This window comes from Bacteroidota bacterium (assembly GCA_036522515.1).
In the GTDB taxonomy this organism is placed as follows: domain Bacteria; phylum Bacteroidota; class Ignavibacteria; order UBA10030; family SZUA-254; genus VBOC01.
This window is the reverse complement of record DATDFQ010000049.1, coordinates 122,231-145,926: the sequence shown is the minus strand read 5'-3', so window position 1 is coordinate 145,926 and position 23,696 is coordinate 122,231. Positions and strand designations below refer to the sequence as shown.

Here is a 23,696-nt window from a genome sequence, read left to right as displayed (position 1 = left end):
ATGACGAACTCTATCGTTGGAATGAGCATGCTCGCAGTTCTACTGGCCGGGATGGCCGCCGCGCCCGCCGGCGCGCGTACGGACCTCGACCGGACGAAACGCCCCGCCGGAAGGCCCGCATCCAGGATCCAGCTCCCCGAGATTCAGAAAGCGACGCTGAAGAACGGCCTCAAGGTCTGGCTCGTCGAACAGCACGAGCTGCCGGTGGTCGCGATGAATCTCGTCATACAGGCGGGCGCCGACCACGATCCGGCGGGCCAGCCAGGGATCGCCTCGATGGCGGCCGACCTGCTCGACGAAGGAACGAAGACCCGGACGACCCTTCAGATCTCGGAGGAAATCGATGCGATCGGCGCGTCGTTCAACACCAATGCGGGAGTGGACGCCTCGTTCGTCACCCTGAGCACGTTGACGAAGCACCTCGACAAGGCGCTTTCGGTCTTTACCGACGTCGTGGCGAACCCGACATTTCCGGGGAAGGAGTTTCTCCGGCTGCAAAAGCAGCGTCTCACCTCCCTGATCCAGCAGCGCGACCAGCCGCCCGCGATCGCCAACAACGCGTTCTCGTTCGTGCTCTACGGATCGGAGCATCCCTACGGCCACAACGCCTCGGGAACGGAGTCGTCGGTAAAAGCGATGACCACCGCCGACCTGCAGAAGTTCTACACGACCTACTACCGGCCGAACAACGCGACGCTGATCGTCGTGGGCGACGTCACGCTCGCGATGATCGTGCCGAAGCTGAACGAAGACTTTGCGAATTGGGCCCCGGCGGAAGTCGCCTCCTTTTCGGTCCCGGCTCCGAAGGCTCCGGACCGGATGCGCGTCTACCTCGTCGACAAGCCCGGCGCCCCGCAGTCGGAGGTCCGCATCGGGTATCCCGCGCTCGCCCGCAGCACGCCCGACTATTTCCCGGTGTCGGTCATGAACCGGATGCTGGGCGGCCAGTTTACCAGCCGGGTGAATCTGAACCTCCGCGAAAAGCACGGCTATACGTACGGCGCCTTCACCAGCTTCAGGTTTCAAAAAGGGGTCGGACCGTTCGTCGCGCAGGGCGGCATCGTCACGGAGAAGACCGACAGCTCGCTGATCGAATTCCTTGCGGAGCTCAACCTCATGCGCGAAAAGGGGATGAGCCCGGAGGAGCTGGCGTACGCGAAAAAGGGGATGGTCGGAAATTTCGCGCTGGCCTTTGAGACCCCGGCGCAGATCGCCGGCGCGCTCCAGAACATCGTCCTCTACGGCTTGCCCGAGGATTACTACACCAATTACCTGGTGAACATCGAAGGGGTAAACCTCGAAGGGGTGCAGCGGGTTGCGAAGGAATACCTCGACACCTCCCGTATGGCGGTCGTCGTGGTGGGTGATCTCGCCAAGATCAAGGCAAGCGTCACGGCCCTGAAACTGGGCGACGTCGTCATGTGCGACCCGGACGGGAAGCCGCTTCCCTAGAGGGGTTCTGTCTCGCTTTGTCATCCTGAGCGCAGCGAAGGATCTCCGTCCGTTCGGGCGCCAAAAAGCCAGATCCTTCAGTCGCTACGCTCCCTCAGGATGACAACCAGGGGGAATTTGAGACAATCCGCCTGACAACGTAATGTTGACAACTATCGGATTTTATTTTATATTTTTAGCAGGTAGTGATGTCCGCCAACAACCATAAAGCCATGCCGTAAGGAGGGATCCGAGCCTTCAGTTCTCATTACGTACCGGGTACAAACGGAAAGTTGAGCAGCAAGGTTCTCGTGCTCAATCAGAACTACGAGCCGATGAGCGTATGCAACGCCAAGAAGGCGATCATCCTTCTCTTTCTCGGGAAAGCGGAGCTCATAGAGGCGCATGAGGAGCGTCGAATCCGCTCCATCTCCATGTCCCTGCCGTTTCCAAGCATCGTCCGCCTGAGCGTCTATATTCACGTGCCGTACAAGAAAATCATTCTTTCCCGGAAGAACATCCTGCGCCGCGACGGGCACCGCTGCCAGTACTGCGGATGCCACGACGTCGCCCTCACCGTGGATCACATCATCCCGAAAGCGAAGCTCGGGGAGGACACCTGGGAGAACCTCGTGACCGCGTGCGTGGATTGCAACAACCGGAAGGGGAACAGGACGCTCGAGGACGCTCATATGAAGTTGTTGCGGAAGCCGATGAAACCGAACCATGTCACCTTCATCCGGCATTTCGTCGGCACGGTCGACGAGCGCTGGAAACCCTATCTCTTCATGAACTAACCCCCCGGATGGGTGATCGTCCAGCCGCCGGGTTTGCACCAACCTCAGGAATGTATTGCCGGCCAGGAAGCGAATTCTAAGCGGCATGCGCCCGACAGGCAAGCTGCATCTCGGCCATCTTGCCGGCGCGCTGGAAAACTGGGTGAGCCTTCAGGGTGAGTACGAAAATTACCACCTGATCGCCGATTACCACGCCCTGACGACCAGCCTCGACACGTCCCTCCTCTATCAGAATTCCATCGACATGCTCATCGACTGGCTCTCTGCCGGGATCGACCCGAAGAAGAGCCCGATGTTCCGGCAGTCGCAGATCAAGGAACACACAGAGCTCCATCTGCTCTTCTCGATGCTCATCACCGCGGCGCGGCTGGAGCGGAACCCGACGGTCAAGGAACAGGTGCGCGACCTTGACATCGAGAGCGTCAGCTACGGACATCTCGGCTACCCGGTCCTGCAGGCGGCGGACATTCTCCTCTACAAGGGGGATCTTGTGCCCGTCGGCGAAGATCAGCTCCCGCACCTCGAGATCACGAGAGAGATCGCCCGCCGGTTCAACGCGCAGTATGGAGCGGTCTTCCCCGAACCGGAGGGGAGGATCACGAAATTCGCCCGCCTCCCGGGCCTCGACGGCAGGCGAATGAGCAAGTCGCTCGGCAATACGATTCTCCTTTCCGATCCGCCCGCGGAGATCGCGAAAAAAATGAAGAAGGCCGTGACGGACCCGCTGAAAGTCCGCAAAGGGGATCCCGGCAGGCCCGAAGTCTGTCTCGTCTACTCCTACCACCAGAAGTACAGCCAGGCGGAAGTTCCCGAGATCGCCTCCGGGTGCCGGAGCGGGGCGCTGGGCTGCGTCGATTGCAAGGCGAACGCCTCCAATCACATCATCGAAGCCCTGGCCCCCCTGCGGGAGCGGAGGGCGTACTACGAGGCGCATATGGACGAGGTGGGGGAGATTCTCCATGACGGGGAAGCGCGCGCGAAAAAGGTTGCCGTGCAGACGATGGAAGAAACCCGCGCGGCAATGAAGCTCGGGTAGTGTTTCCTTGTACGCGCCTCGTTCCCACGCTCTGCGCGGGAACGGGTTATACGGCCGCTCCGCGGCCGGGGGCGCGGAGCGCCCCGCTATGCATTCCGCCGCAGAGCGGCGGAACGAGAACAATGATTCGCTTCCGAAACCCTGCCGTATTGGTTTTTTGAGAGGGAATTTTTTACCTTGAGATACGCATGTATAGGGTAAAACTACAGGAATTCGAAGGGCCGCTGGACCTCCTCCTCTTTTTCATCAAGCGGGATGAGCTGGACATCTACGACATTCCCATCTCCAGGATCACCAAGGAGTTTCTCGAATACCTCCATTACATGCAGGTCCTCGACCTTGAAGTGGCGGGTGATTTCATCGTGATGGCCGCGGAGCTGATGCAGATCAAGGTGAGGATGCTCCTCCCGAGCCTCCCCGGCGAGGAGGACGAAGTTGATCCGCGCGCCGAGCTCGTCCGGAGGCTCCTCGAATACAAGCGCTTCAAGGAAGCCAGCGCCGTCCTTTCAACCCTCGAGAGCGAATCGGTGAAATTGTATTACCGCCAGGGATTCCATTCCGATCCCCGGCATGTCGCGCTCGAGGACCAGGAGGAGAGTTTGAAGAGCATCACGATGTTCAACCTGATAGCGGCGTTCAAGAAAGTCCTTGACACTGCTCCCAAAAAGGTTTATCATGATGTTGAATTATTCAACGTGACGATCGACGAGCAGATGAGCTACATCGCGGACGTGTTCCGCATCCGCGAACAGGTCACCTTCTTCGAGCTCGTCCAGCACATGACTGAAAAGCTCAGGATCATCGTGACGATCATGGCGATGCTGGAAATGGTCAAGAACCGGTTGATCGAGCTCGCCCCGGCGAACTACGAAGACGATTTCATCATCTCGAGAGTGGAGACGCAGGCACGCTGATGGAACAGACCCAGGCCCCCGAGAGCAGGCGGCATATTGTCGAAGCCCTTATTTTCGCGTCGGATGAACCGCTGACGGCCCGGCAGATTATTGAGATCCTCGGCGCTCCGGACCAGGCGGGCCCCCGTTTGCGGATGAAGGAGGATGAGGTGCTGTCGGTCGTCCGAGACCTCAACTCGGAGTACGTCCGCGCCGGACGCGCCTTCCGCATCATCCAGGTTGCGGGCGGCTACCAGTTCGCGACGATGCCCGAGTTTGCCGATTGGCTCGGCCGCATGGTGAAGGAGAAGGCGAAGCGGAAGCTCTCCCAGGCGACGCTGGAGACGATGTCGGTGATCGCCTACAAGCAGCCCGTCACAAAACCCGAGATCGAGGCGATCCGGGGCGTCAATGCGGACTATGCGATCCAGCGCCTGATGGAGCGCGGTCTGATCACGATCGTCGGGCGCGCCGCCACGGCGGGCCGCCCCCTTCTCTACGGCACGACTTCGGATTTCCTGAAGCACTTCGGACTCAACGACTTGTCCGAATTGCCGAAGCCCCGCGAGATCGAGGAAATAATGGCGGACCAGGGCTTCGAGATGGAACGCGAACTCCTGAAGCGGATGGGGAAGACCGAAGAAGAAATCGAGGAACAGCTCGGAAAAACCGTCGTCGGGGAAAACGGGGAGCTCCAGGAAATCCCACCCGATCCGGGCGCCGAAGGTCAGCCGCCCCCGGCCGATCAGAATCTTTCTCCCTGAAACGCCCGTCCCTCGCGCGGACGCGCCGGTTGCCCGCTTTCCCCTTCTTCCAGGTTGGCCCACCCGATCATCTCTCACGCTGAGCTCCGGTCATGATGCGCCTCAATAAATATCTCTCCGCCGCCGGAATCGTCTCGCGCCGCAAGGCGGATCAGATGATCACCGAAGGGAGGGTCTCGGTGAACGGAACCGTCGCGACGGTCCTGGGCCTCAAGATCGACCCCGGCAAGGACCAGGTGTTCGCCGACGGGAAACAGGTGTTGATTCTCGACGAACCTGTCTACGTGGTGCTCAACAAACCCAGGGATTGCATTACCACGATGAGTGACGAGCGGGACAGGCCCACGGTCTTGAAGTACGTTCGGACGAAGGAGAGGGTCTTCCCCGTCGGGCGGCTCGATCGGAATACCACCGGGGTTCTCATTCTGACGAACGACGGGGAATTTGCAAACGCCCTGATGCACCCCAAAAACCTCGTGGACAAGGCGTACAAAGTGACACTCACCGAGCCGGTCAAGCCCGAGCACATCCGGCGGCTTGCGGAGGGGATTCGCCTCTCCGAAGGGAAAACCGCTCCCGCGGAATTGCACGTTCTTCCAAAGAGCAAGAACATGGTCGTGGGCATCATCATCCATGAGGGAAAGAACAGGCAGGTCCACAGGATGTTCGAGGCGCTCGGTTACCAGATTGAAAAACTGGACCGGGTGGGGTACGGGGGCATTACCTATGAGGGGCTGAAGCGGGGGGAGTGGAGGTACCTGCGGAAATCCGAAGTGCGCCGTATTCAGGAGTCCGCCGGAATCAAGGAGACTCTCACCGTCTGATTCCCGCTGGGTTCTTACCAGCGCTTGGGCGCGCCCTCTACGGTCCGGAGCGTATCCCTGGCGATCAGGAGTTCCTCGTTCGTGGGTATGACGAACGCTTTGAGCCGGGCGCCCGGCGAGGTGATCTCCCCCTCTTTCCCGTTCGTCATCGTCGAATTCTTCTGATGGTCGAGCTCCACCCCCAGCCATGAGAGCCCCGCACAGATCCGCTCCCGGATCGCGGGGCTGTTTTCACCGATCCCTCCCGTAAAGATGATCGCATCCGCGCCGTTCATCCCGGCCAGGTAAGCGCCGATATATTTCTTGACCCTCGCGCAGAACATCTCGATCGCCAGTCTCGCACGGCGATCCTTTTTTTCGCGCTCCTCGTCGAGAAGCTCGCGCATGTCGTTCGTCAATCCCGAAACGCCCAGGAGCCCCGACTGCTTGTTGAGCATCGTGTCGATTTCCGAAAGCGACATCCCCTCCTTGTGGTGGATGAACTCGAGCACGGAGGGGTCGAGGTCTCCGCAACGCGTGCCCATCACCAGCCCCTCGAGGGGTGTGAGCCCCATCGACGTGTCGACGGACTCGCCCCCCTTGATCGCGCAGGCCGAGCAGCCGTTGCCGAGGTGGAGCGTGACGAGGTTTGTTTCTTCCCGCTGCCGGACGGTGAGCTGGCGGTAGCGGAACGCGACATAACGGTGCGAGGTTCCGTGGAACCCGTACCGCCTGATCCGGTGCCGCCGGTAGAGCTGATACGGAATCGCGTAGAGATACGCCGATTCGGGCATCGTTGAATGGAATGCGGTGTCGAAAATCGCCACCTGGGGGATTCCCGGGCCGAGAAGCTCGCGCGCCGCGGTAATACCCTTGAGGTTTGCGGGGTTATGCAGCGGGGCGAGCTCGATGCTCTCTTCGATCTTTCCCATCACATCCTCGTCGATCAGGACGGACATCGTGAACCGTTCGCCGCCGTGGACCACGCGGTGCCCGACGGCGTGCAGATCGGCGAGCGAATGGATATCGGCGATCGCGGAGGCCGGCGAGATGACCCAGCGAAGCACATAATCGAGGGCCGCCCGGTGATCGCGCAGGGGGGCCGTTTGCCTCAGTTTGGGATGCCCTTCTGACTCGAGCGTGATGAGCGACTGGCTTCCGACCCGCTCGACGGACCCGCCCGCGAGCCGCCGGTCGGTGCCCCGCTCGATCGATTCGAGGTCGGTCTGAATGACCTGGAACTTCACCGAAGAAGAGCCGCAATTGAGGACAAGTATGTTCATAGCGGGAAGATACGAATTTTCCCTTTTCCGTGGGAGAACCGGGAGGGAGAGCTGCGGGGGCGGATTTGAATATCCGGGGGGATGTTCGTATATTGATCCGCTCATATTTCCTCCCCCATGAAGCGCCTGTACCGTTCGGATACGAACAAGAAACTCGCCGGGATTTGCGGCGGGATCGGCGAGATGACCGACACCGATCCGACGATCATCCGCCTGATCGCGGTGATCGCCGGGGTGGTGACCGGAATAATCCCGTTCGTGCTCGCGTACATCATCGCCTGGTGGATCGTACCTCCGCGCAAGCAGGAACAGGCGGAGAGCCGCCCCGGAGCGTGACTCCCTGATGATGACATTTCTGAAGATTATCACCCTCCCGGTCTGGCTTCCGTTCAAGATTCTCTGGTTTGCTTCGAAGGTCGTGGCATTTTGCTTCCTTGTCGCCGTTATGGCTCTCCTCATCGTTCTCGCGGTCCACTTTCTATGATCTCCCTGTGATCCCGGCCGGCCCTCTGCGCCAATCATTCCGCGGCCTTCTCATCTCTCTCGTCCTGCTGGTGCAGAGCGCGCCTCTCGCCTCCCAGGCGGTTCCTCAAGAGTGGCTCACCGCGTACGAACTGAGCGGCTTCAAGAAGACCCCCCGGTATGCGGAGACGATCGAGTACTGCAGACGGTTACAGGCCGCCTCCGGATGGATCAGAGTCGACAGCTTCGGCCGGACCCCCGAGGGAAGAAGCCTCCAGCTTGTCATCGCGTCGAGCGACGGGGCGTTCGATCCCGCATCCGCCCGCCGCAGCGGCAAAGCGGTCGTCATGATCCAGAACGGCATTCATGCCGGCGAGATCGACGGCAAGGACGCCTGCCTGATGCTCCTGCGGGACATGGCAATTACAAAATCGAAAGCGTCGCTCCTCGACCATGTGATCCTGCTCGTGATACCGGTTTATAACGTCGACGGCCACGAGAGGTTCGGACCCTTCAACCGGATCAATCAGAACGGCCCCGAGGAGATGGGATGGCGTGTCACCGCGCAAAATCTCAACCTCAACCGCGACTACCTCAAAGCCGATGCGCCGGAGACGCGGGCGTGGCTGAAGGTCTATACCTCCTGGTTGCCCGATTTTTTCGTGGACTGCCACGTGACGGACGGGGCCGATTTCCAGCACGTGTTCACCTATTCGATCGAGACGCATGAGAATGTGGCGGCGCCCGTCCGCGCCTGGATCACCCGGGGCTACATACCATTTCTCGAGTCGAAGCTCACCTCCGCCGGGGTTTCCGTCATCCCGTATATTTTCCTGAAGGACGATACGGACCCGTTGCTGGGAATTCTCGGATCCGTGACCCCCCCGCGATTTTCAACGTCGTACACGCCGTTGCAGAACAGGCCCGGGCTCCTCATCGAGACGCACATGCTCAAGGATTACAAGACCCGGGTCGAAGCCACCCGAGCGGCGCTCGAAGCCACCATCGAGCGCGTGGGCCAGCAGTACCGCGAGCTCCGGCGCGCGGTCTCGAGCGCAGACTCCGAGGCGGAGGAGGGCTTCCGCCAACCGTACCCCCTCCAATTCAGCATGGCCGACAAGCCCAACGCCACGGTGCACTTTCTCGGATACAAGCAGAAGAACGAAAAGAGCACGATCTCGGGCGGAGAGAAGATCCGGTACACACACGAGCCGTTCGAGGCGGATATCCCCCGGTTCGACAGCTCGATCGTCACCAAAACCGTCGTTCCGCCCCGGGCGTATCTCATTCCGCAGCAATGGACCGAGGTGCTTGACCGGCTCGACATGCACGGGGTGCGGATCGAGAGATTGACCGTCCCCATCGAGGTGGAGGTCGAAACGTACCGCTTTTCGCACGCGCACTGGCAGCAGGCTCCGTTCGAGGGCCGCCATCCCGTGACCTATTCCGTCGAGAACGTGAAGGAGCGGAGAGCCTATCCCGCGGGAACTGCGGTTGTCCGGCTCAACCAGCGTGCGGCGCGGGTGGCGCTGAACGCCCTCGAACCGGAAGCCCCGGACGCATTTGCCGCATGGGGATTCTTCGACGCGATCTTTGAGCAGAAGGAATACGCGGAAAACTATGTCATGGAACCGCTCGCCTCGGAGATGCTCGCGAAGGATCCGAACCTGAAGAAGGAATTTGAGACGAGACTGGCCGCAGACACCGCGTTCGCCCACAGCCCGGGGGCGCGTTTGAATTTCTTTTATCAACGATCCCCTTACTGGGATCCCCAGGTGAACAGCTACCCCGTGGCGCGCCTGATGTCGGACGTGCCCCTCCAGACCGAACCATTCCGTTTTTGATTTCCCGAAACCACGTTCTCCAGAAAGGACCACCCGATGAATAGTTTTTTCCGAATTCCGTCCACAAGGGCCTGCCGCCTCCTGATCACCCTGGCGGTCATGATCGCCTGCGGCCGGGGCCAGGAATCGAAATCTTCGCCCCCGCAGAAGACGAAGGATTTTACGATCGAAGATGTGTTTGTCAAGGGAAAATTCAGCCCGAAGGGCATCCGAGGGTTTCAATGGATCGAGAAGGGGAAGGCGTATTCCTATCTCGAAACCGATACCTCGGCGAAGCAGACCGATATCTGGAGGGCCGACGTCGGCTCGGGGAAGAAGACGAAGCTGGTCGATGCGGGCGCCCTGGTGCTCAAGAAAGGGGACAAGCCCTTTTCCGTTCAGAATTACACCTGGTCTCCGGATGGGGGGAGGGTCTTGTTTACCGGGACCCTCACGGCCCGAAGCCTTAAAACGGGGGGGAACTTTTTCCTCTACGACCTGGGGAGCAGGAAGTTCCGGCAGCTCACGGACAGCCCGGAGGAGCAGCTGAACGTGAGGTTTTCGCCCGACGGATCGATGATCGGGTTCGTGCGCGGGAACAATCTTGTTGTCCACCGCCTCGACGACGACACGGAGACACAGCTGACCTCCGACGGGGGCGAGCATGTCCTGAACGGCCATTTCGACTGGGTCTACGAGGAGGAATTCGGACTGATCAACGGCTGGCAGTGGTCGCCCGACGGGAAGCATATCGCCTACTGGCAGATCGATGAGACCCGCGAACCGGAATTCTCCATCGTCAACTTCATTCCGCTCCATTCGGCGGTCAACAGGATGCGGTATCCCAAAGCGGGAGATCCGAACGGCATCGTGAGGATCGGCATCGTCGACCTGGATACGAAAAAAACCGCCTGGGCCGATATCGGCGCCCCGCTCGACACGACGCAGGATACCTACATCCCGCGCATCCTCTGGACCAATAACCCGGCGCTCCTGGCGGTGGAACGGCTCAACCGGCACCAGAACAAATTGGAGCTTGCACTGGTGAACGCCGCGACCGGCAGCTCCCGGGTGATCCTGACCGAGATCGAGAGCACCTGGATCGACATCAGCGACGACGTCACGTTCCTGAAGAAATCGGACCAATTCATCTGGCCGTCGGAACGGGACGGGTTCGAACATCTCTATCTCTATGACCTGCACGGGAAATTGATCCGGCAGATCACGCAGGGGCACTGGGATGTCGAGCGGCTGAACGGGGTGGACGAGGCATCGGGCACCCTGTTCTTCACGGCCGCCGTCGTCTCCCCGCTGAACCGCGAAGTCTATGCCGTGGGGCTGGACGGGAAGGGCTTCAGGAGAATCACCAAGGAGGACGGAAGCAGCTCGGCGAATTTTGCCCCCGGTTGCTCCGTCTTTCTCCACACGTTCACCGATGTCAACACCCCGGCGCGGTTGAGCCTGCGGAAGAGCGACGGCTCGCTGTTGCGCGTCGTCGACGACGGCAAGGTCGGCGCTCTCAACGACTTTCGCATCAGCCCGCAGACGTTCTTCACCTTCCGGACGAGCGACGGCGTCGAGCTGAACGGCTGGATGATCAAGCCTCTCGATTTCGATCCCGCGAAGAAGTATCCGGTGCTGATGTACGTCTACGGAGGTCCCGGATCGCAGACCGTCCGGAACAGCTGGGGGGGCCAGAACTTCCTCTGGTATCAGATACTCGCCCAAAAGGGGTACGTCATCGCCAGTGTCGATAACCGGGGTACGGGCGCCCGCGGGAAGGAATTCAAGAGCGTGACCTACAAACATCTCGGGAAGTGGGAAACCCACGACCAGATCGAGGGGGCGAAGTACCTCGCGGCGCTTCCTTACGTGGACGGCGCGAGGATCGGGATCTGGGGCTGGAGCTACGGCGGATATATGACGCTGATGTCGATGCTGAGCGGTTCGGGTGTCTTCAAAACCGGCGTATCGGTCGCCCCGGTCACGCACTGGAAGTTCTACGATTCGATCTACACGGAACGGTATATGCTCACTCCCCGGGAGAATCCCGACGGATACGAGGAAAGCGCGCCGCTCTCTCATGCCGGGAAGCTGACGGGAAATCTCCTGGAAATTCACGGGACCGCGGACGACAACGTGCACTGGCAGAACACCGTCAGCATGGTGAACGCCTTCATCCAGGAAGGGAAGCAATTTGAGACAGCCTTCTATCCCGGCGGATTCCACGGGATCGGCACCGGCAAGGTGCGGGCCCAGCTCTTCACGAAAATCACCGACTATCTTCTCGAAAAGCTTTGAAACGGATGATGCGGCGCCTGATAGTTGTTCTTGCGGTTGCCGGCAACTGTTTCGGACAGCCGCTCACCTGGCAGGACCTCTCCGGCGCGTCCGGCTATGACACGATCATGTACTCGTCGACGGGGCGGTTGTTCGCGACAAACCACCGGGGGGTGATTTACGAGTCCGCGGACCGGGGAATCTCCTTCCAATCGATTCTCGCGTTCCCTTCGTCGACGACGATCCTGCAACTGGCGGTCAACGGCGATCGTGTGGCGACCCGTCTCTCCGATCCCGATGTCGGAGCCCGCTACCAGCTGTTTTCCTGGAACGGCGTGCCGAACGACTGGACCCGGATACTCGCGACAAGCTTCAGATTCATTCAGGCGCTGATGATCAGCGATTCGGGCGTCGTGTTCGGAGTCGATCCGTATGGCAACAGGGACATCGTGCGATGGACCGGCTCCTCGTGGATCCCGGTCGGGCCTTCCCAGTCGTTCCTCTCCGCCCCTTCCTTCGCCGCCGACCTCGATATTGTCACGGCGGTCGACCACTCCAACAACCTTGTCGTCGGGAGCAGGGCGGGCGGAGTCTATGTGTCGGCCGACGAAGGGCAATCGTGGGGAAAATCTCTCTCCACCTACCCGGTGAGCACCATCAATGTGACGCTGCCCGGCACGATTCTGGTGGGAACGATCCCGAGCCCCACTCCGCCGCTCAATACGTTCGGGGGCATCTTCGAATCGACGGATAACGGAGGTTCGTGGAGGGGGCTCGGGCTGTCGAACCATCTGATCACGTGCGTGGCCGCCCGGAGTTCCGGAGAACTCTGGGCGCTCGCCGACGGGGCCGCCTACAGGCGGGACAATAGTTCCGGCGTGTGGGATCTCGTCAGTCCCGCCGGGAGGGTCTTCACGACGCTGGTATTGATCGGCACGGATACCACTCTCCTTTCGAGCGAGGCGGCGGGCACACAGCAGTCGCAGGACGACGGAGCCAGCTGGACCGGTTCCGACATACGGGGCAAAGATGTTTTCACGATCGCAGCCGCGCCTTCAGGAACGCTCCTCACCGGAACGCTCGGGAGCGGCGTGTTCAAGTCCGCCCCGAACGGCGTGGGATGGACGCAGTTGCCCGCGGATGTGACCGGGGATTATATCTATTCCATCGCACCGGGAGGCGGATCGATCTACGCCGGGAGCGAGCGCGGAGTTTCCAGGACCACCGACGAGGGGGCGAGCTGGCTGAACCTGACACCCTTCAGCGGTTCTGCATACTCCGTCGCGACAACGCCGGACGGGAACGTCTTTGCCGGCACCGGATTCGGCGTCTACCGGTCCGCCGACAGCGGCGCGACCTGGGTTCCTTCGGGACTCTCGGCCTCAAAGGTTTTCTATCTCACATCCGCGCCCGGAGGCGCACTCTACGCGGGGACCGCCCGGGACGGCGTCTATGAGTCGGCGGACGGCGGAACGACGTGGGCGAGCCGCGGGTTGATCCGCAATGACATCCAGACTCTGGCCGTGAACAGCGTCGGCCATCTCTTTGCGGGCGTCTACGGAGGAGTATTCCGCTCAACCGACGAGGGGGCGACATGGGTGAACGCGAGTTTCGTGAACGGGTACGTCTACACGCTTCTCCCCTCCGGCGCGCAGGCGCTGCTCGCGGGAACGAACGGCGGCATCTACAGATCTTCGGATGAGGGAGCGACCTGGTCCGCCGCCGGAGACAGCGGGCTTGAGCAGCATTTTGTGCTTTCTCTTTTTCAGGATGCGGACAACCGGGTTCTGGCGGGAACCTACCGGGGCACGGTCTACAGGAGCGTCCGGCCGGTGGTCTCTCCCACGGTAAGCTCCGTGCTTCATACAGGGGCTCTTCCCGTAGAGACACGGCTCTCCCAGAATTATCCGAACCCGTTCAATCCGAAAACGGAGATCCGGTATCAGATCGGAGCCGGCTCCCCGGGTTCCGGACTCGCTTCCGGTCCGGCGTTCGTCAACCTGCGTATTTATGATCTCGCCGGCGAGGAGATCTCGGTCCTGGTCAACGAACGAAAGTATCCCGGGACCTATACGGCGTCGTGGGACGCCGGCAACCGGCCGAGCGGAGTCTACTTCTACCAGTTGCGCGTGGTGGATGAGTCCCGGGGGCCCGGGGAAGTCTTCTTCGCGTCGAAAAAGCTGCTGCTGATCCGCTAAACCTTGCTTCTTTACCCCGTTTTCGGTATACTATTCAATAAACGATTTGATTCGATAGACGGTCAGTGAGTGGATTCTAAGCAGCAGCCAGCCTCTCCCGAGCAGTCTCCTCTCGAAGATCTCAATGAGTTGATGGTTCGCCGGCGCGAAGAGCTTGAAGAGCTCCGGCGCCGGGGTATCAACCCTTATCCGTACCTCTTCAAGAGAACGGCCTTCTCCAGAGACATCATCGAGAGTTTCTCCGACGATGCTCCCCATCGTACGGTGTCGGCCGCGGGCCGCATCGTCTCGATCCGGCGTATGGGGAAAGCTTCGTTCTGCCATATTCAGGACTCGAAGGGAAAAATCCAAATCTATCTGAAGCGCGACGAGCTCGGCGAGCCGTACGACGCCTTCCGCCTTCTCGATCTCGGCGATATCATCGGGGTGGACGGGTATCCATTCCGCACGAGGACGGGCGAGATATCGCTGCACGCCGGCCGGTTCGAACTTCTTTCGAAGTCGCTGAGGCCGCTCCCGGTGGTGAAGGAAAAAGTGGATGAACAGGGCGAGCGCACGGTGTTCGACCCGTTTGCCGACAAGGAGCTCCGGTACCGCCAGCGCTATGTCGACCTTCTGGTCAACCCCGGGGTGAGGGAGGTGTTCATTAAGAGGGCCAGGATCCTCTCCTCGATGCGCAAGTTTCTCGACGCCAGGGGTTATCTGGAAGTCGAGACGCCCGTTCTTCAGCCCGTTTACGGCGGGGCGTTCGCACGCCCGTTCGTCACCCACCACAACACGCTCGATATCCAGTTGTACCTCCGGATCGCGGACGAGCTCTACCTGAAACGCCTCGTGGTGGGGGGGTATGACGGAGTCTACGAGTTCGCGAAGGATTTCCGGAATGAAGGGATGGACAAGAACCATAACCCGGAATTCACGATGCTGGAACTCTACGTCGCGTATGAGGACTACCACTGGATGATGGGCCTGGTGGAAGAGCTGATCGGCACCGCCGCCGTCGAGACGAACGGTTCGACCCGGTGGAAGGTGGGGGGGAGGGAGATCGATTTTACTCCGCCCTGGAAGCGGGTGAGCATGTACGACGCGATTGAAGAGCACACCGGCAAACAGATCCGCGGAAAAGACGAAGCGGAACTGCTGAAGCTCGCCCGCGGGCTCGGCCTGGATCTCCCTGCCGGCGCGGGAACGGGAGCGGTCATCGACGGGATCTTCGGCGAATTTGTGGAGCCGAAGCTGATCCAGCCGACCTTCGTCACGGACTACCCCGTCGAGATGTCTCCGCTCGCCAAGCGTCACCGCGCCGAGCCGGGGCTGGTCGAGCGCTTCGAGGTCATCGTCAACGGCCGCGAGCTGTGCAACGCGTTCAGCGAACTGAACGACCCGGTCGACCAGCGGTCGCGCTTCGAAGAGCAGATGAAACTGCGCGCGCGGGGGGACGAAGAAGCCCAGGTGCTCGACGAGGATTTTCTCCGGGCGCTCGAATACGGGATGCCTCCCGCGGCGGGGCTCGGGATCGGCATCGACCGTCTCACCATGCTTTTCACCGATCAGGATTCGATCCGTGACGTCATTTTTTTTCCGCAGATGAAACCCGAACATTGAGAATGCTGCGGATCGCCGTTGTCCTCGTTTTTGTGGTGGTTTCCCTCTCGTCCGCCTTCGGCGGAACGACCGGCATTCTCGAGGGGAGAGTCGTCGACAAGGAAAGCCGGGAAGGCCTTGCGGGCGTTTCCGTCTCCATCGTCGGATCGATGCAGGGCGCAGCCACCGACAGCGACGGCCAGTTCCAGATCACGAACATCCCGGTGGGGACGTACAACGTCCGCTTCTCGACGATCGGATACAAGATCCTCACCTACAAAGAGGTCGCCATCCATTCCGACATCCGGACCCGCCTGACGGTCGAGCTCGTGCCCTCGGCGGTGGAGGTGTCGGAGGTCGAGATCGTCGCGTCGCGCCCGATGATCGAGAAGGATGTCACCAGCACGAATTTCTCCCTGAATACCTCGCAAGTCGACCGACTCCCCGTCCACAGCGTCCAGGATCTCCTCTCGCTCTTCCCGAGCGTCACCGCCGAAGGCAATGTCCGCGGAGGAAAGTCCTCCGAGGTGGTCTACCTCGTCGACGGCCTTCCCCTTCAGGATGTTGTTGCGGGCGGCGCGGGCTCGGCCATCCCGAAAAGCTCCATCACCGAGTTTTCGATCCAGTCGGGCGGATTCGAGGCGGAGTACGGGAATGCCCTCTCGGGTGTCGTGAACATTATCACGCGCCACGGCGGCGACAAACATTCCGCGGTCGTGCGGGTCGAAAAAGACGACTGGTTCGCCGGCGGGTGGGATCAGCAGAACAACCGTTCGACGGAGACGGAGGTAACGCTTTCGGGTCCCATCATCAAAGACCGGCTCCACTATTTTGCGGCGAACACACTGCAGCTGAGCGACACCCGCTGGTGGCAGGACCTGGATAAATTCTTCGCCTCGCCGGTCCAGAAGGACCTGAGCGGCCTCGGAAAGCTCGATTGGAACGTCTCCCCAAGGGTCAGGATTACGGCGCAAACGGTCTACTCGATGAGCTGGTGGCGCGATTACGAATACAGCTGGCGCTTCAATCTCGGCGGCCTGCCCAAGCGGAGCCGGTCGTCGTACCGGACAACGGCGTCGCTTTCCCACGCGATTTCCGACGTCGTCCACTACCGGATCGACCTCAGCCAGTACTATCTCCGGTCGAGGATCGGGGACGGCGACCAGAACAGCATCCCGCTTGCGCCCTATCAATACGATTTCTTCCTTCAGTATATTACGAGCGGAGACCGCGCCTGGTGGTCGGACACGAAGCAGAATATCTACACGGTGAAGGGGGACCTCGACATTCAGATCAATCCCGAGCATATCATGAAGATCGGGGCCGAATTCAATCAGTACAATATCTCCTCGAACGTGTTGAAATACGAGCCGCAGACGACGTATTTCGGCAAGGTCCTTCCGGACGAGCCGCAGCTTAATTTCAGTTCGGCCTACAATTATCTCCCCAGATCCGGGAGCGTCTATCTCCAGGACAAACTGGAGGTCGAAAAAGACGGCGCCGTCGTGAATCTGGGCCTCCGCTACGAGTTTCTCGACCCGCGGAGCGAGAGGCCGGTTGTCGAATATGTCACCCCCGACAGCACTTCCGGCCAATACCAGTCGCAGGTCACCCGGTACGTCCCGGCGACCGTCAAAAGGCAGCTGAGCCCGAGACTGGGGCTTTCCTTCCCCATCATGTGGAACATGCTGCTCATCATGAATTACGGCCATTACTTCCAGTTTCCGCTCTTCGACTATCTCTACTCCGGCACCAATCCCCAGCAGCTCCGGAACGGGGTGAGCGTGCTCGTCGGCAATCCCGACCTGAAGCCCGAGCGCACGCACGCGTGGGAAGTCGGAGTGAAATACGGCCTCGACGCCCAGACCCTGCTCAGCGTGACCTACTTCAAGAAGGAGTTCATCGACCAGATCGATTCGAAGACGTTCCTCCCTTCGAAGGCGCGCCTGGCGGGCGATTTCGGGTTTGCCGAATACGTCAATAACGCCTTCGCAAACGCCGAGGGCCTCGAGCTCGTGTTGTCCCGCTACCGCGACGAACGGATCTCCGGATCGCTCTCCTACTCGCTCATGCGAACGGAGGGTGTCAGCGATTACGTCAACCAGGGAATCAATCTGCAGCAATGGGGCTTTCCCGTGCTGAACGAGCCGTATCCGCTCAGTTGGGATCAGCTGCACACGGTGAAGCTCGTTCTTGACGCGCGCCTTCCGTTTGACATCTCCTGCAACGCGGTCTGGGAGTATCACACGGGCCGTCCCTACACCTATTTCCCCACGCTCAACGGATACACGCCGCAGGACACGACACAGCCCTTCATTCCGAATAATGCCAGGCTTCCTTCGAGCACGAACGTAAACCTGAAATTCTCCCGAAAATTGTCGCTCGGGGGGCTGATGTCCCTGACACTGTACGGCGACGTGCGGAACCTCTTCAACGGCGTGAATGCCCGCTGGGCCGACTCGAACGGCCGGATCGGCGGCCAGCTCGGCGATCCGTCGGCCTACTATGAGCCCCGCAGGGTTTCCATCGGAGCGCGGTATGAACTCTAAGGGCCTCAAAGCATCAGGCCGGTTCCTGCTGATCGCCTGCGCGGCGCTCGCGCCGTTGTCCTGCAAGGAATCGCTTCCCACCTATGTCTTTCCGAGCAATATCATGTCGTTCAGGGTCGCGACCATCGAACAGCTCAGCAACCGGCTCGCGAGGCCCGGTCATCAGGCGGTTCACATGGTGCTCGTGGGGCGGAACACGTTCGATGAGGTCTTCGAGGACAGCGTCGATATCAAGGGCTCCGTCCGGATCTGGTGGCAACGGAAGCCGAGGCGCTTCAGAACGATCGCCCTCTCGGAGCAGAACCTCGTCGATCCGTCGCTCGTGGTGGAGGGCAAGATGATGCTCCTTCCGGGGCAGGAATTCGGGCTTGATTTCACCTGGGACATGAGGACCGACGACAGCCTCTACCTCCCCTCCGAAATGGTGTTTACGAATGAGCGGAGGGAGCGGCAGTGCGATTACAGCGTCGTCTGTTCCGACCCGGAGACATTCGTCGTGGAGGCGTCGATCTCCGTCTATAATAAGATCGGTGTGGTCACGGCACCCCCGCGCGAATTCGTCTTCATCGGCACCCTCTGCATCAACTCCACCGGACCCTATTGCGGGGGCGGAGGCGGAGGGGGCGGCTGAGCAATCGCACGTTAGAATTGGACTTCCCTTCCGATCGCTCCGGCGGCGCCCGTTCGAAGGGGGCCGCGCTGTGAATCCCTCCCCCCTGATCAGCATCATCATTCCCACGCTCCAGGAAGAAAAGCTTATCGGCGGCACGCTCGACCAGTTCACCTCCGGGCTCAGGCAGCGGTACAACCTCGAGATCATCGTGAGCGACGGGGGGAGCACCGATCAGACCCTCCCGGTCGCCCGGGCGAAGGCGGACGTGGTGATCGAGAACGGCGAAGGGTGTCCGCAAAATATTTCGATCGGCCGCAATCTCGGCGCGCAGGCCGCCCGCGGAGAAATCCTGATGTTCTTCAACGCCGATGTGCGTCTGGCGGATCCGGAACTCTTTTTCCGGCGCATGGGTTCCATTATTTGTGACGAGAGCGTCTCGGCGGCGACGTGCAATGTCCGCATCGACCCCGATGAAGAGGGCACGACCGACCGGCTCTTCCATGGTTTCTTCAACTGGTATTGCCGGTTCCTCAATGAGATCGGCATGGGCATGGGGAGAGGCGAATGCCACGTGATCCGTGCGGAGATGTTCCGCAGGATCGGCGGGTATAACACGAAGATGGCGGCCGGTGAGGACTATGAGTTGTTTGTCCGGTTGAGGCACACGGGGAGGGTTCATTTCGACCGGACGCTTACCGTGTACGAGTCGCCGAGGCGGTACCGGCAGCTCGGATATCTCTCCGTCATCCTCCTCTGGTTCCTCAATGGCCTGACCGCATTCGCATTTCACCGCTCCCTCGTCAAATCGTGGAAACCGGTGAGGTGACGCAGGTCCCGGAATGCTTGACTTTCGTGCGTTTTTTAAATATACTTTTTAGAGAGATTTTCTCAGAATAGGACTCGTATGAAGAAGCGTTTTTCCCTCGCCACCGTGAGCATCCTGTTTGTCGTTGCCCTCCTGATGGGAGTGCAGCTCAACAATGTCATCTCGGGCGATAACATTTTCGAAGGCCTGAGCAAGATCAAGGACGTGTTGAGCCTCGCCGAAAAGTATTACGTGGACGAAATAGACACCCCCAAGCTCGTCGATGCCGCCATTAACGGCATGTTGAGCAATCTTGACCCGCATTCGGTCTATATTCCCGCCTCGGATGTCCCGAAAATCAACGAAGAGTTTCAGGGAAGTTTTGAGGGGATCGGGGTGGAATTCGACGTTATCAACGACACGCTGATCGTCGTTGCGCCGGTCGCGGGGGGGCCGAGCGAGGCGCTCGGAATACTCGCGGGCGACAAGATCGTGAGGATCGACGACTCCTCGTCGGTCGGAATCAAGAGGGACGACGTCCCCAAGAAACTGCGCGGCCCCAAGGGGACGCATGTGAAAGTGGCGATTTACCGGACCGGAGAGAAGGATCTTCTCGATTTCGACATCACACGGGATAAGATCCCCCTCTATAGCGTGGACGTCTCGTTCATGGTCAAAGACGACATCGGCTATGTGAGCGTGAACCGGTTTGCCGCGACGACGCACGACGAATTCGTTACGGCGCTCCAGAAGCTTCGCAAACAGGGGATGAAAAGACTGATCCTCGATTTGCGCAATAATCCCGGCGGCTACCTCGAGCAGGCGTATAAGCTCTCCGATGAGCTCCTTCCGAAGGGAAAGAAGGTTGTCTACACGAAGGGACGGAGAGGGGAGTTTAACGAAGAGTATACGAGCGCCGGCGGAAGTTTCTCGAACGTCTCGTTGATCGTTCTCGTGAACCACGGGTCGGCTTCGGCGAGCGAGATCGTCTCCGGAGCGATCCAGGATTGGGACCGGGGGTTGATCGTCGGGGAGACGACCTTCGGAAAGGGTCTCGTTCAGCGCCAGATCGATCTGCCCGATAAATCCGCGTTCCGGTTGACCATCGCCCGCTACTATACGCCGTCGGGACGATTGATCCAGAGGCCGTACGGCGCCGACATCGACGATTACCGGAAGGCGCCCTACGAGAAGACCGAAGTCGAGGGCGAGAACGTCGAACACAAGGAAGAAAAGGATTCCACCAAGACGGTCTTCAAGACGGCGGGCGGACGAACGGTGTTCGGCGGCGGGGGAATCACACCCGATTACATTGTCCGGGGCGAAAAGGCGTCGTCGTTGTTCTCGCAGATCGCGAGCAAGGCGGCCTTCCGGAACTTCGCTCTCCGGTATATGGACGAAAACGGAAAGAACGTTCATTCGGAATACGAGAAAAACGTCGGGAAATTCGTGCGCGACTTCAACGTGACCGGCGAGATGATGGCGTCGTTCGAGGCGGATGTGAAGAAGAAAGGGGTCACCGTCGATCCCGCACAATGGGAGAAAGACGCGCAGATCCTGAAGGCGCGCATCAAGGGCGAAATTGCCCGGACAATCTGGGGGAATGAAGGCCTCTGGAAAGTATTTCAGCAGCAGGACGACATTCAGTTCCAGAAAGCCATCACTCTCTTCCCCGAGGCGGAGAAGATTGCAGGAATCCGCTGAGAACGGGGCTTCCAAGCAATCAGGGTGATTGTTGCTGAGCAACTCTCCCGGGTGGCGGTCCGGAGCGTCGTTTCTCTGTCTTCTCGCGCTGGTCGCGATCCCCGCGCGGGCGCGCGCTTCCTCTTCGGTCGATCCCGGGTTCCAGCTCCCCGCTCAGCCCCTCCCCCCGGATGATTCGGTTTTTTTTGTCGGGGAGGAACTCACCTACAACGTCAGCTTCGGCCCGATCGACATCGGACAGGTCCGGATCAAGCTTGTCAACAGGCAGGCAGGAGGCCAGGACCCCTATTACAAAGCGACCGCCCACATCGATTCGTACAAAGGCGTCCCTCTCGTCAACCTCCATGCCGTGTATGAAAATCACATCGGCGAACCGATCCACTCGGCCTGGTTCCACAGCAAGAAGAAGGATGGCGATAGATATGTCACCGACGAATACACATACCAGTACGACAGGCACCGTGTCCTGATCGAGGAGGGGACGGCGGGGAGCTCCCGCATCGACCGGCGCGATACGCTCCGGCTCGACACCCTCTTCCAGGACGGGCTGTCCCTCTTCTTCCTCGCGCGCACCGAGGTGCTGACGAACCGCGAAATGACGATCCCGACGATCGTGAGCGAGAAGAAGGGCACCACCACGATCAGGTTTTCCTCCGATCGGGTCGCGGAGCGGATCGAGGCGGTCGACTACCCCATCGATCTCGTCCATTTCGAAGGGACTGCCGGGTTTGTCGGGCTCATCGGGCTCACGGGCGGCTTCGAAGGCTGGTTCACGAACGACGCGGCGCGGGTCCCGGTGATCGCGAAAATGAAGGTGGTCCTCGGCAATATCCGCATCGAGCTGATGAAATGGAAGCGCGGCGGCTGGGTTCCTCCCCGTGCCCCCGGGGGGCCGGAGAAATGATTCACCCCTACCGCGGAACCGCCCCGGCGATCCACGAATCCGCCTTCCTCTGCGCAAGCGCCGAGATCATCGGCGACGTGGAGATCGGGCAGGATTCCAGCGTCTGGTTCAACGCCGTCATCCGGGGAGACGTCAACTCGATCCGGATCGGAGAGCGAACCAATATCCAGGACGGCTGCCTCCTCCATGTGACGCATGCGAAATTTCCCCTCCGTGTCGGGAAAAATGTCACCGTCGGGCACGGGGCAATTCTCCACGGGTGCACGGTCGGCGACTTCTGCCTGATCGGAATGGGGGCCATAGTCCTTGATAATGCACGAATAAATTCCTATACTCTCCTCGCGGCCGGCTCCGTCGTCCGCCCCGGCACGCTCATTCCGGAAGGGGTGATGGCTGCGGGAGTTCCCGCCCGGGTCGTCCGGAAGTTGTCGCCGGAGGAGCGGTTGATGCTCGAAGAGTCTGCCCAACATTATGTCGACTACGTCAAAACATACCGGGACGCAACATAACCGCACCCCGATGCGGCTTGTCTTCTGGGGGACCCGCGGCTCGATCTCCACTCCCGGGAAACAGACGGTGCGGTACGGGGGGAACACGCCCTGCGTGGAGGTTCGGCTCGCGAACAAGGAGCTGATTATCCTGGATGCCGGAACGGGCATCAGGAACCTCGGGGAGCGGCTCATCGAGAGGGGCGAGTCGATCAAGGCCTATCTGATGATTTCCCACATGCACTGGGACCATATCCAGGGATTTCCCTTCTTCAAGCCCGCCTTCATCTCGGGGAATGAGCTGACGATCATCGGGGGCGAGACCGAAAAAGTTTCCCTGCAGAAAATGATCTCCGATCAGATGAACAAGGTCTATTTCCCCGTTCAGCTGAACGAACTGAAGGCGACGCTCAAGTTCCGGAAAGTCGTGGAGGAGGAATTCGACGTCTTCGACGCCCATGTCCGGACGATATTCGTCAACCATCCGACCTTCGCCATCGGGTACCGGATCGCATCGAAAGGGAAGGTGCTCGTCTACATCAGCGACAACGAGCCGTTCGACCGCCGGGCCGCGCAATCGATCCGCAACGTGGACAAGGTCATTATCGACCGTTTTTTGAAGTCCACGGGCGATCCGAACCAGCGAATATTCGATTTTGTGCGGGATGCCGACGTCCTGATCCACGATGCGACCTACACGCCGGAAGAGTACGTCGATCGCGTCGGGTGGGGACACTCCCACTATCTGTTCACCCTGAAGGTCGCGGCCGAAGGGAACGTGAAGCGGCTGATCCTCTTTCACCACGATCCGGCGCACGGCGACGAGAAGGTGGACGACATCCTCAAGAAGTGCAGGAAGGAAATTCGCAAACGCCAGTACACCTTCGACTGCATCGCGGCGGCGGAGGGAATGGAGCTGGATCTCTGAGCGTCACCGCCCCTACTTGACATTGATAGCGACCCTCTATTATATTTGCACAACCGAACGCGCGCTTTTCATCGGCCAGGAGGAGGACACGTCCATGACAAGAGGCAGGGTCAAGTGGTTCGACGGGAAAAAGGGGTATGGCTTCATCGTGCCGGAGGAAGGGGGAGGGGATATTTTCGTGCACTACAGCTCGATCCAGACCGAAAATGAGTTCAAGTCGCTGAAGGAGGGGATGGTGGTTCAGTTCGATGTGCAGGAGGGGAAGAACGGGTTGCAGGCCCACAACGTCGTGGTGGTCTCATAAGAAGACCACGACGGAGGGTTGGAGCATCCCCGAGTGTGCACGTCTGT

At 60.1% G+C, this 23,696-nt stretch carries 21 protein-coding genes; 20 read left to right on the top strand and 1 reads right to left on the bottom strand.

What is annotated here, in order from left to right; genetic code table 11:
• From VI215_09510 to VI215_09485, 6 genes are all read left to right on the top strand, one after another.
• Nucleotides 1–1,452: a pitrilysin family protein gene (locus VI215_09510; protein ID HEY6192544.1), complete on the top strand. Its 1,452-nt coding sequence runs from the start codon at nt 1–3 to the stop codon at nt 1,450–1,452.
• A 272-nt stretch (nt 1,453–1,724) separates the two neighbouring features.
• Nucleotides 1,725–2,228, top strand: a complete 504-nt coding sequence (locus VI215_09505) for an HNH endonuclease (protein HEY6192543.1) — start codon at nt 1,725–1,727, stop codon at nt 2,226–2,228.
• 55 nt (nt 2,229–2,283) lie between these two features.
• Nucleotides 2,284–3,264, top strand: coding sequence for a tryptophan--tRNA ligase (gene trpS, locus VI215_09500; GenBank protein ID HEY6192542.1), 981 nt, complete (start codon nt 2,284–2,286; stop codon nt 3,262–3,264).
• 188 nt (nt 3,265–3,452) lie between these two features.
• The gene (locus VI215_09495; GenBank protein ID HEY6192541.1) at nt 3,453–4,178 is read left to right on the top strand and encodes a segregation/condensation protein A; all 726 of its coding nucleotides are present in this window, start codon (nt 3,453–3,455) and stop codon (nt 4,176–4,178) included.
• Complete coding sequence (scpB, locus tag VI215_09490; protein HEY6192540.1) at nt 4,178–4,921, top strand: SMC-Scp complex subunit ScpB; 744 nt, start codon at nt 4,178–4,180, stop codon at nt 4,919–4,921. Before VI215_09495 ends, scpB begins: the two co-directional genes overlap by 1 nt.
• Before the next feature lie 92 nt (nt 4,922–5,013).
• The gene (locus VI215_09485; protein HEY6192539.1) at nt 5,014–5,745 is read left to right on the top strand and encodes a pseudouridine synthase; all 732 of its coding nucleotides are present in this window, start codon (nt 5,014–5,016) and stop codon (nt 5,743–5,745) included.
• A 14-nt stretch (nt 5,746–5,759) separates the two neighbouring features.
• Here the strand turns inward: VI215_09485 and VI215_09480 are convergent, their stop codons facing one another.
• Nucleotides 5,760–7,007, bottom strand: coding sequence for an acetate kinase (locus VI215_09480; GenBank protein HEY6192538.1), 1,248 nt, complete (start codon nt 7,005–7,007; stop codon nt 5,760–5,762).
• A gap of 117 nt (nt 7,008–7,124) precedes the next feature.
• On the opposite strand from VI215_09480, the gene VI215_09475 reads away from it, so the two are divergent.
• From VI215_09475 to VI215_09410, 14 genes are all read left to right on the top strand, one after another.
• The gene (locus tag VI215_09475; protein HEY6192537.1) at nt 7,125–7,343 is read left to right on the top strand and encodes a PspC domain-containing protein; all 219 of its coding nucleotides are present in this window, start codon (nt 7,125–7,127) and stop codon (nt 7,341–7,343) included.
• Nucleotides 7,344–7,353: 10 nt separating this feature from the next.
• Nucleotides 7,354–7,491 (top strand): hypothetical protein, encoded by a 138-nt coding sequence (locus tag VI215_09470; GenBank protein ID HEY6192536.1) that lies wholly within the window; start codon nt 7,354–7,356, stop codon nt 7,489–7,491.
• A 7-nt stretch (nt 7,492–7,498) separates the two neighbouring features.
• Nucleotides 7,499–9,313 carry a M14 family metallopeptidase gene (locus VI215_09465; GenBank protein ID HEY6192535.1) on the top strand — a complete coding sequence of 605 codons (1,815 nt, stop codon included), beginning with the start codon at nt 7,499–7,501 and terminating at the stop codon, nt 9,311–9,313.
• Between the two features lie 36 nt (nt 9,314–9,349).
• Nucleotides 9,350–11,593 (top strand): S9 family peptidase, encoded by a 2,244-nt coding sequence (locus VI215_09460; protein ID HEY6192534.1) that lies wholly within the window; start codon nt 9,350–9,352, stop codon nt 11,591–11,593.
• Nucleotides 11,594–11,601: 8 nt separating this feature from the next.
• A complete protein-coding gene (locus tag VI215_09455; GenBank protein HEY6192533.1) occupies nt 11,602–13,770 on the top strand; it encodes a hypothetical protein in 2,169 nt (722 codons plus the stop codon).
• A 132-nt stretch (nt 13,771–13,902) separates the two neighbouring features.
• Entirely contained in the window at nt 13,903–15,375 is a 1,473-nt protein-coding gene (gene lysS, locus VI215_09450) for a lysine--tRNA ligase (GenBank protein ID HEY6192532.1), read from the top strand.
• A 2-nt stretch (nt 15,376–15,377) separates the two neighbouring features.
• The gene (locus VI215_09445) at nt 15,378–17,903 is read left to right on the top strand and encodes a TonB-dependent receptor (protein ID HEY6192531.1); all 2,526 of its coding nucleotides are present in this window, start codon (nt 15,378–15,380) and stop codon (nt 17,901–17,903) included.
• Nucleotides 17,893–18,534 carry a hypothetical protein gene (locus tag VI215_09440; GenBank protein ID HEY6192530.1) on the top strand — a complete coding sequence of 214 codons (642 nt, stop codon included), beginning with the start codon at nt 17,893–17,895 and terminating at the stop codon, nt 18,532–18,534. Before VI215_09445 ends, VI215_09440 begins: the two co-directional genes overlap by 11 nt.
• Before the next feature lie 70 nt (nt 18,535–18,604).
• On the top strand, nt 18,605–19,342 hold the full coding sequence (locus VI215_09435) for a glycosyltransferase (GenBank protein HEY6192529.1): 738 nt from the start codon (nt 18,605–18,607) through the stop codon (nt 19,340–19,342).
• A gap of 78 nt (nt 19,343–19,420) precedes the next feature.
• Nucleotides 19,421–21,025, top strand: a complete 1,605-nt coding sequence (locus VI215_09430) for a S41 family peptidase (protein HEY6192528.1) — start codon at nt 19,421–19,423, stop codon at nt 21,023–21,025.
• A 31-nt stretch (nt 21,026–21,056) separates the two neighbouring features.
• Nucleotides 21,057–21,929, top strand: a complete 873-nt coding sequence (locus VI215_09425; GenBank protein ID HEY6192527.1) for a DUF3108 domain-containing protein — start codon at nt 21,057–21,059, stop codon at nt 21,927–21,929.
• Entirely contained in the window at nt 21,926–22,438 is a 513-nt protein-coding gene (locus VI215_09420; protein ID HEY6192526.1) for a gamma carbonic anhydrase family protein, read from the top strand. The genes VI215_09425 and VI215_09420 overlap by 4 nt, the downstream gene beginning before the upstream one ends.
• Complete coding sequence (locus VI215_09415) at nt 22,401–23,345, top strand: MBL fold metallo-hydrolase (GenBank protein ID HEY6192525.1); 945 nt, start codon at nt 22,401–22,403, stop codon at nt 23,343–23,345. The genes VI215_09420 and VI215_09415 overlap by 38 nt, the downstream gene beginning before the upstream one ends.
• 94 nt (nt 23,346–23,439) lie before the next feature.
• A complete protein-coding gene (locus VI215_09410) occupies nt 23,440–23,649 on the top strand; it encodes a cold shock domain-containing protein (protein ID HEY6192524.1) in 210 nt (69 codons plus the stop codon).
• The last annotated feature ends 47 nt before the right edge of the window (nt 23,650–23,696 follow it).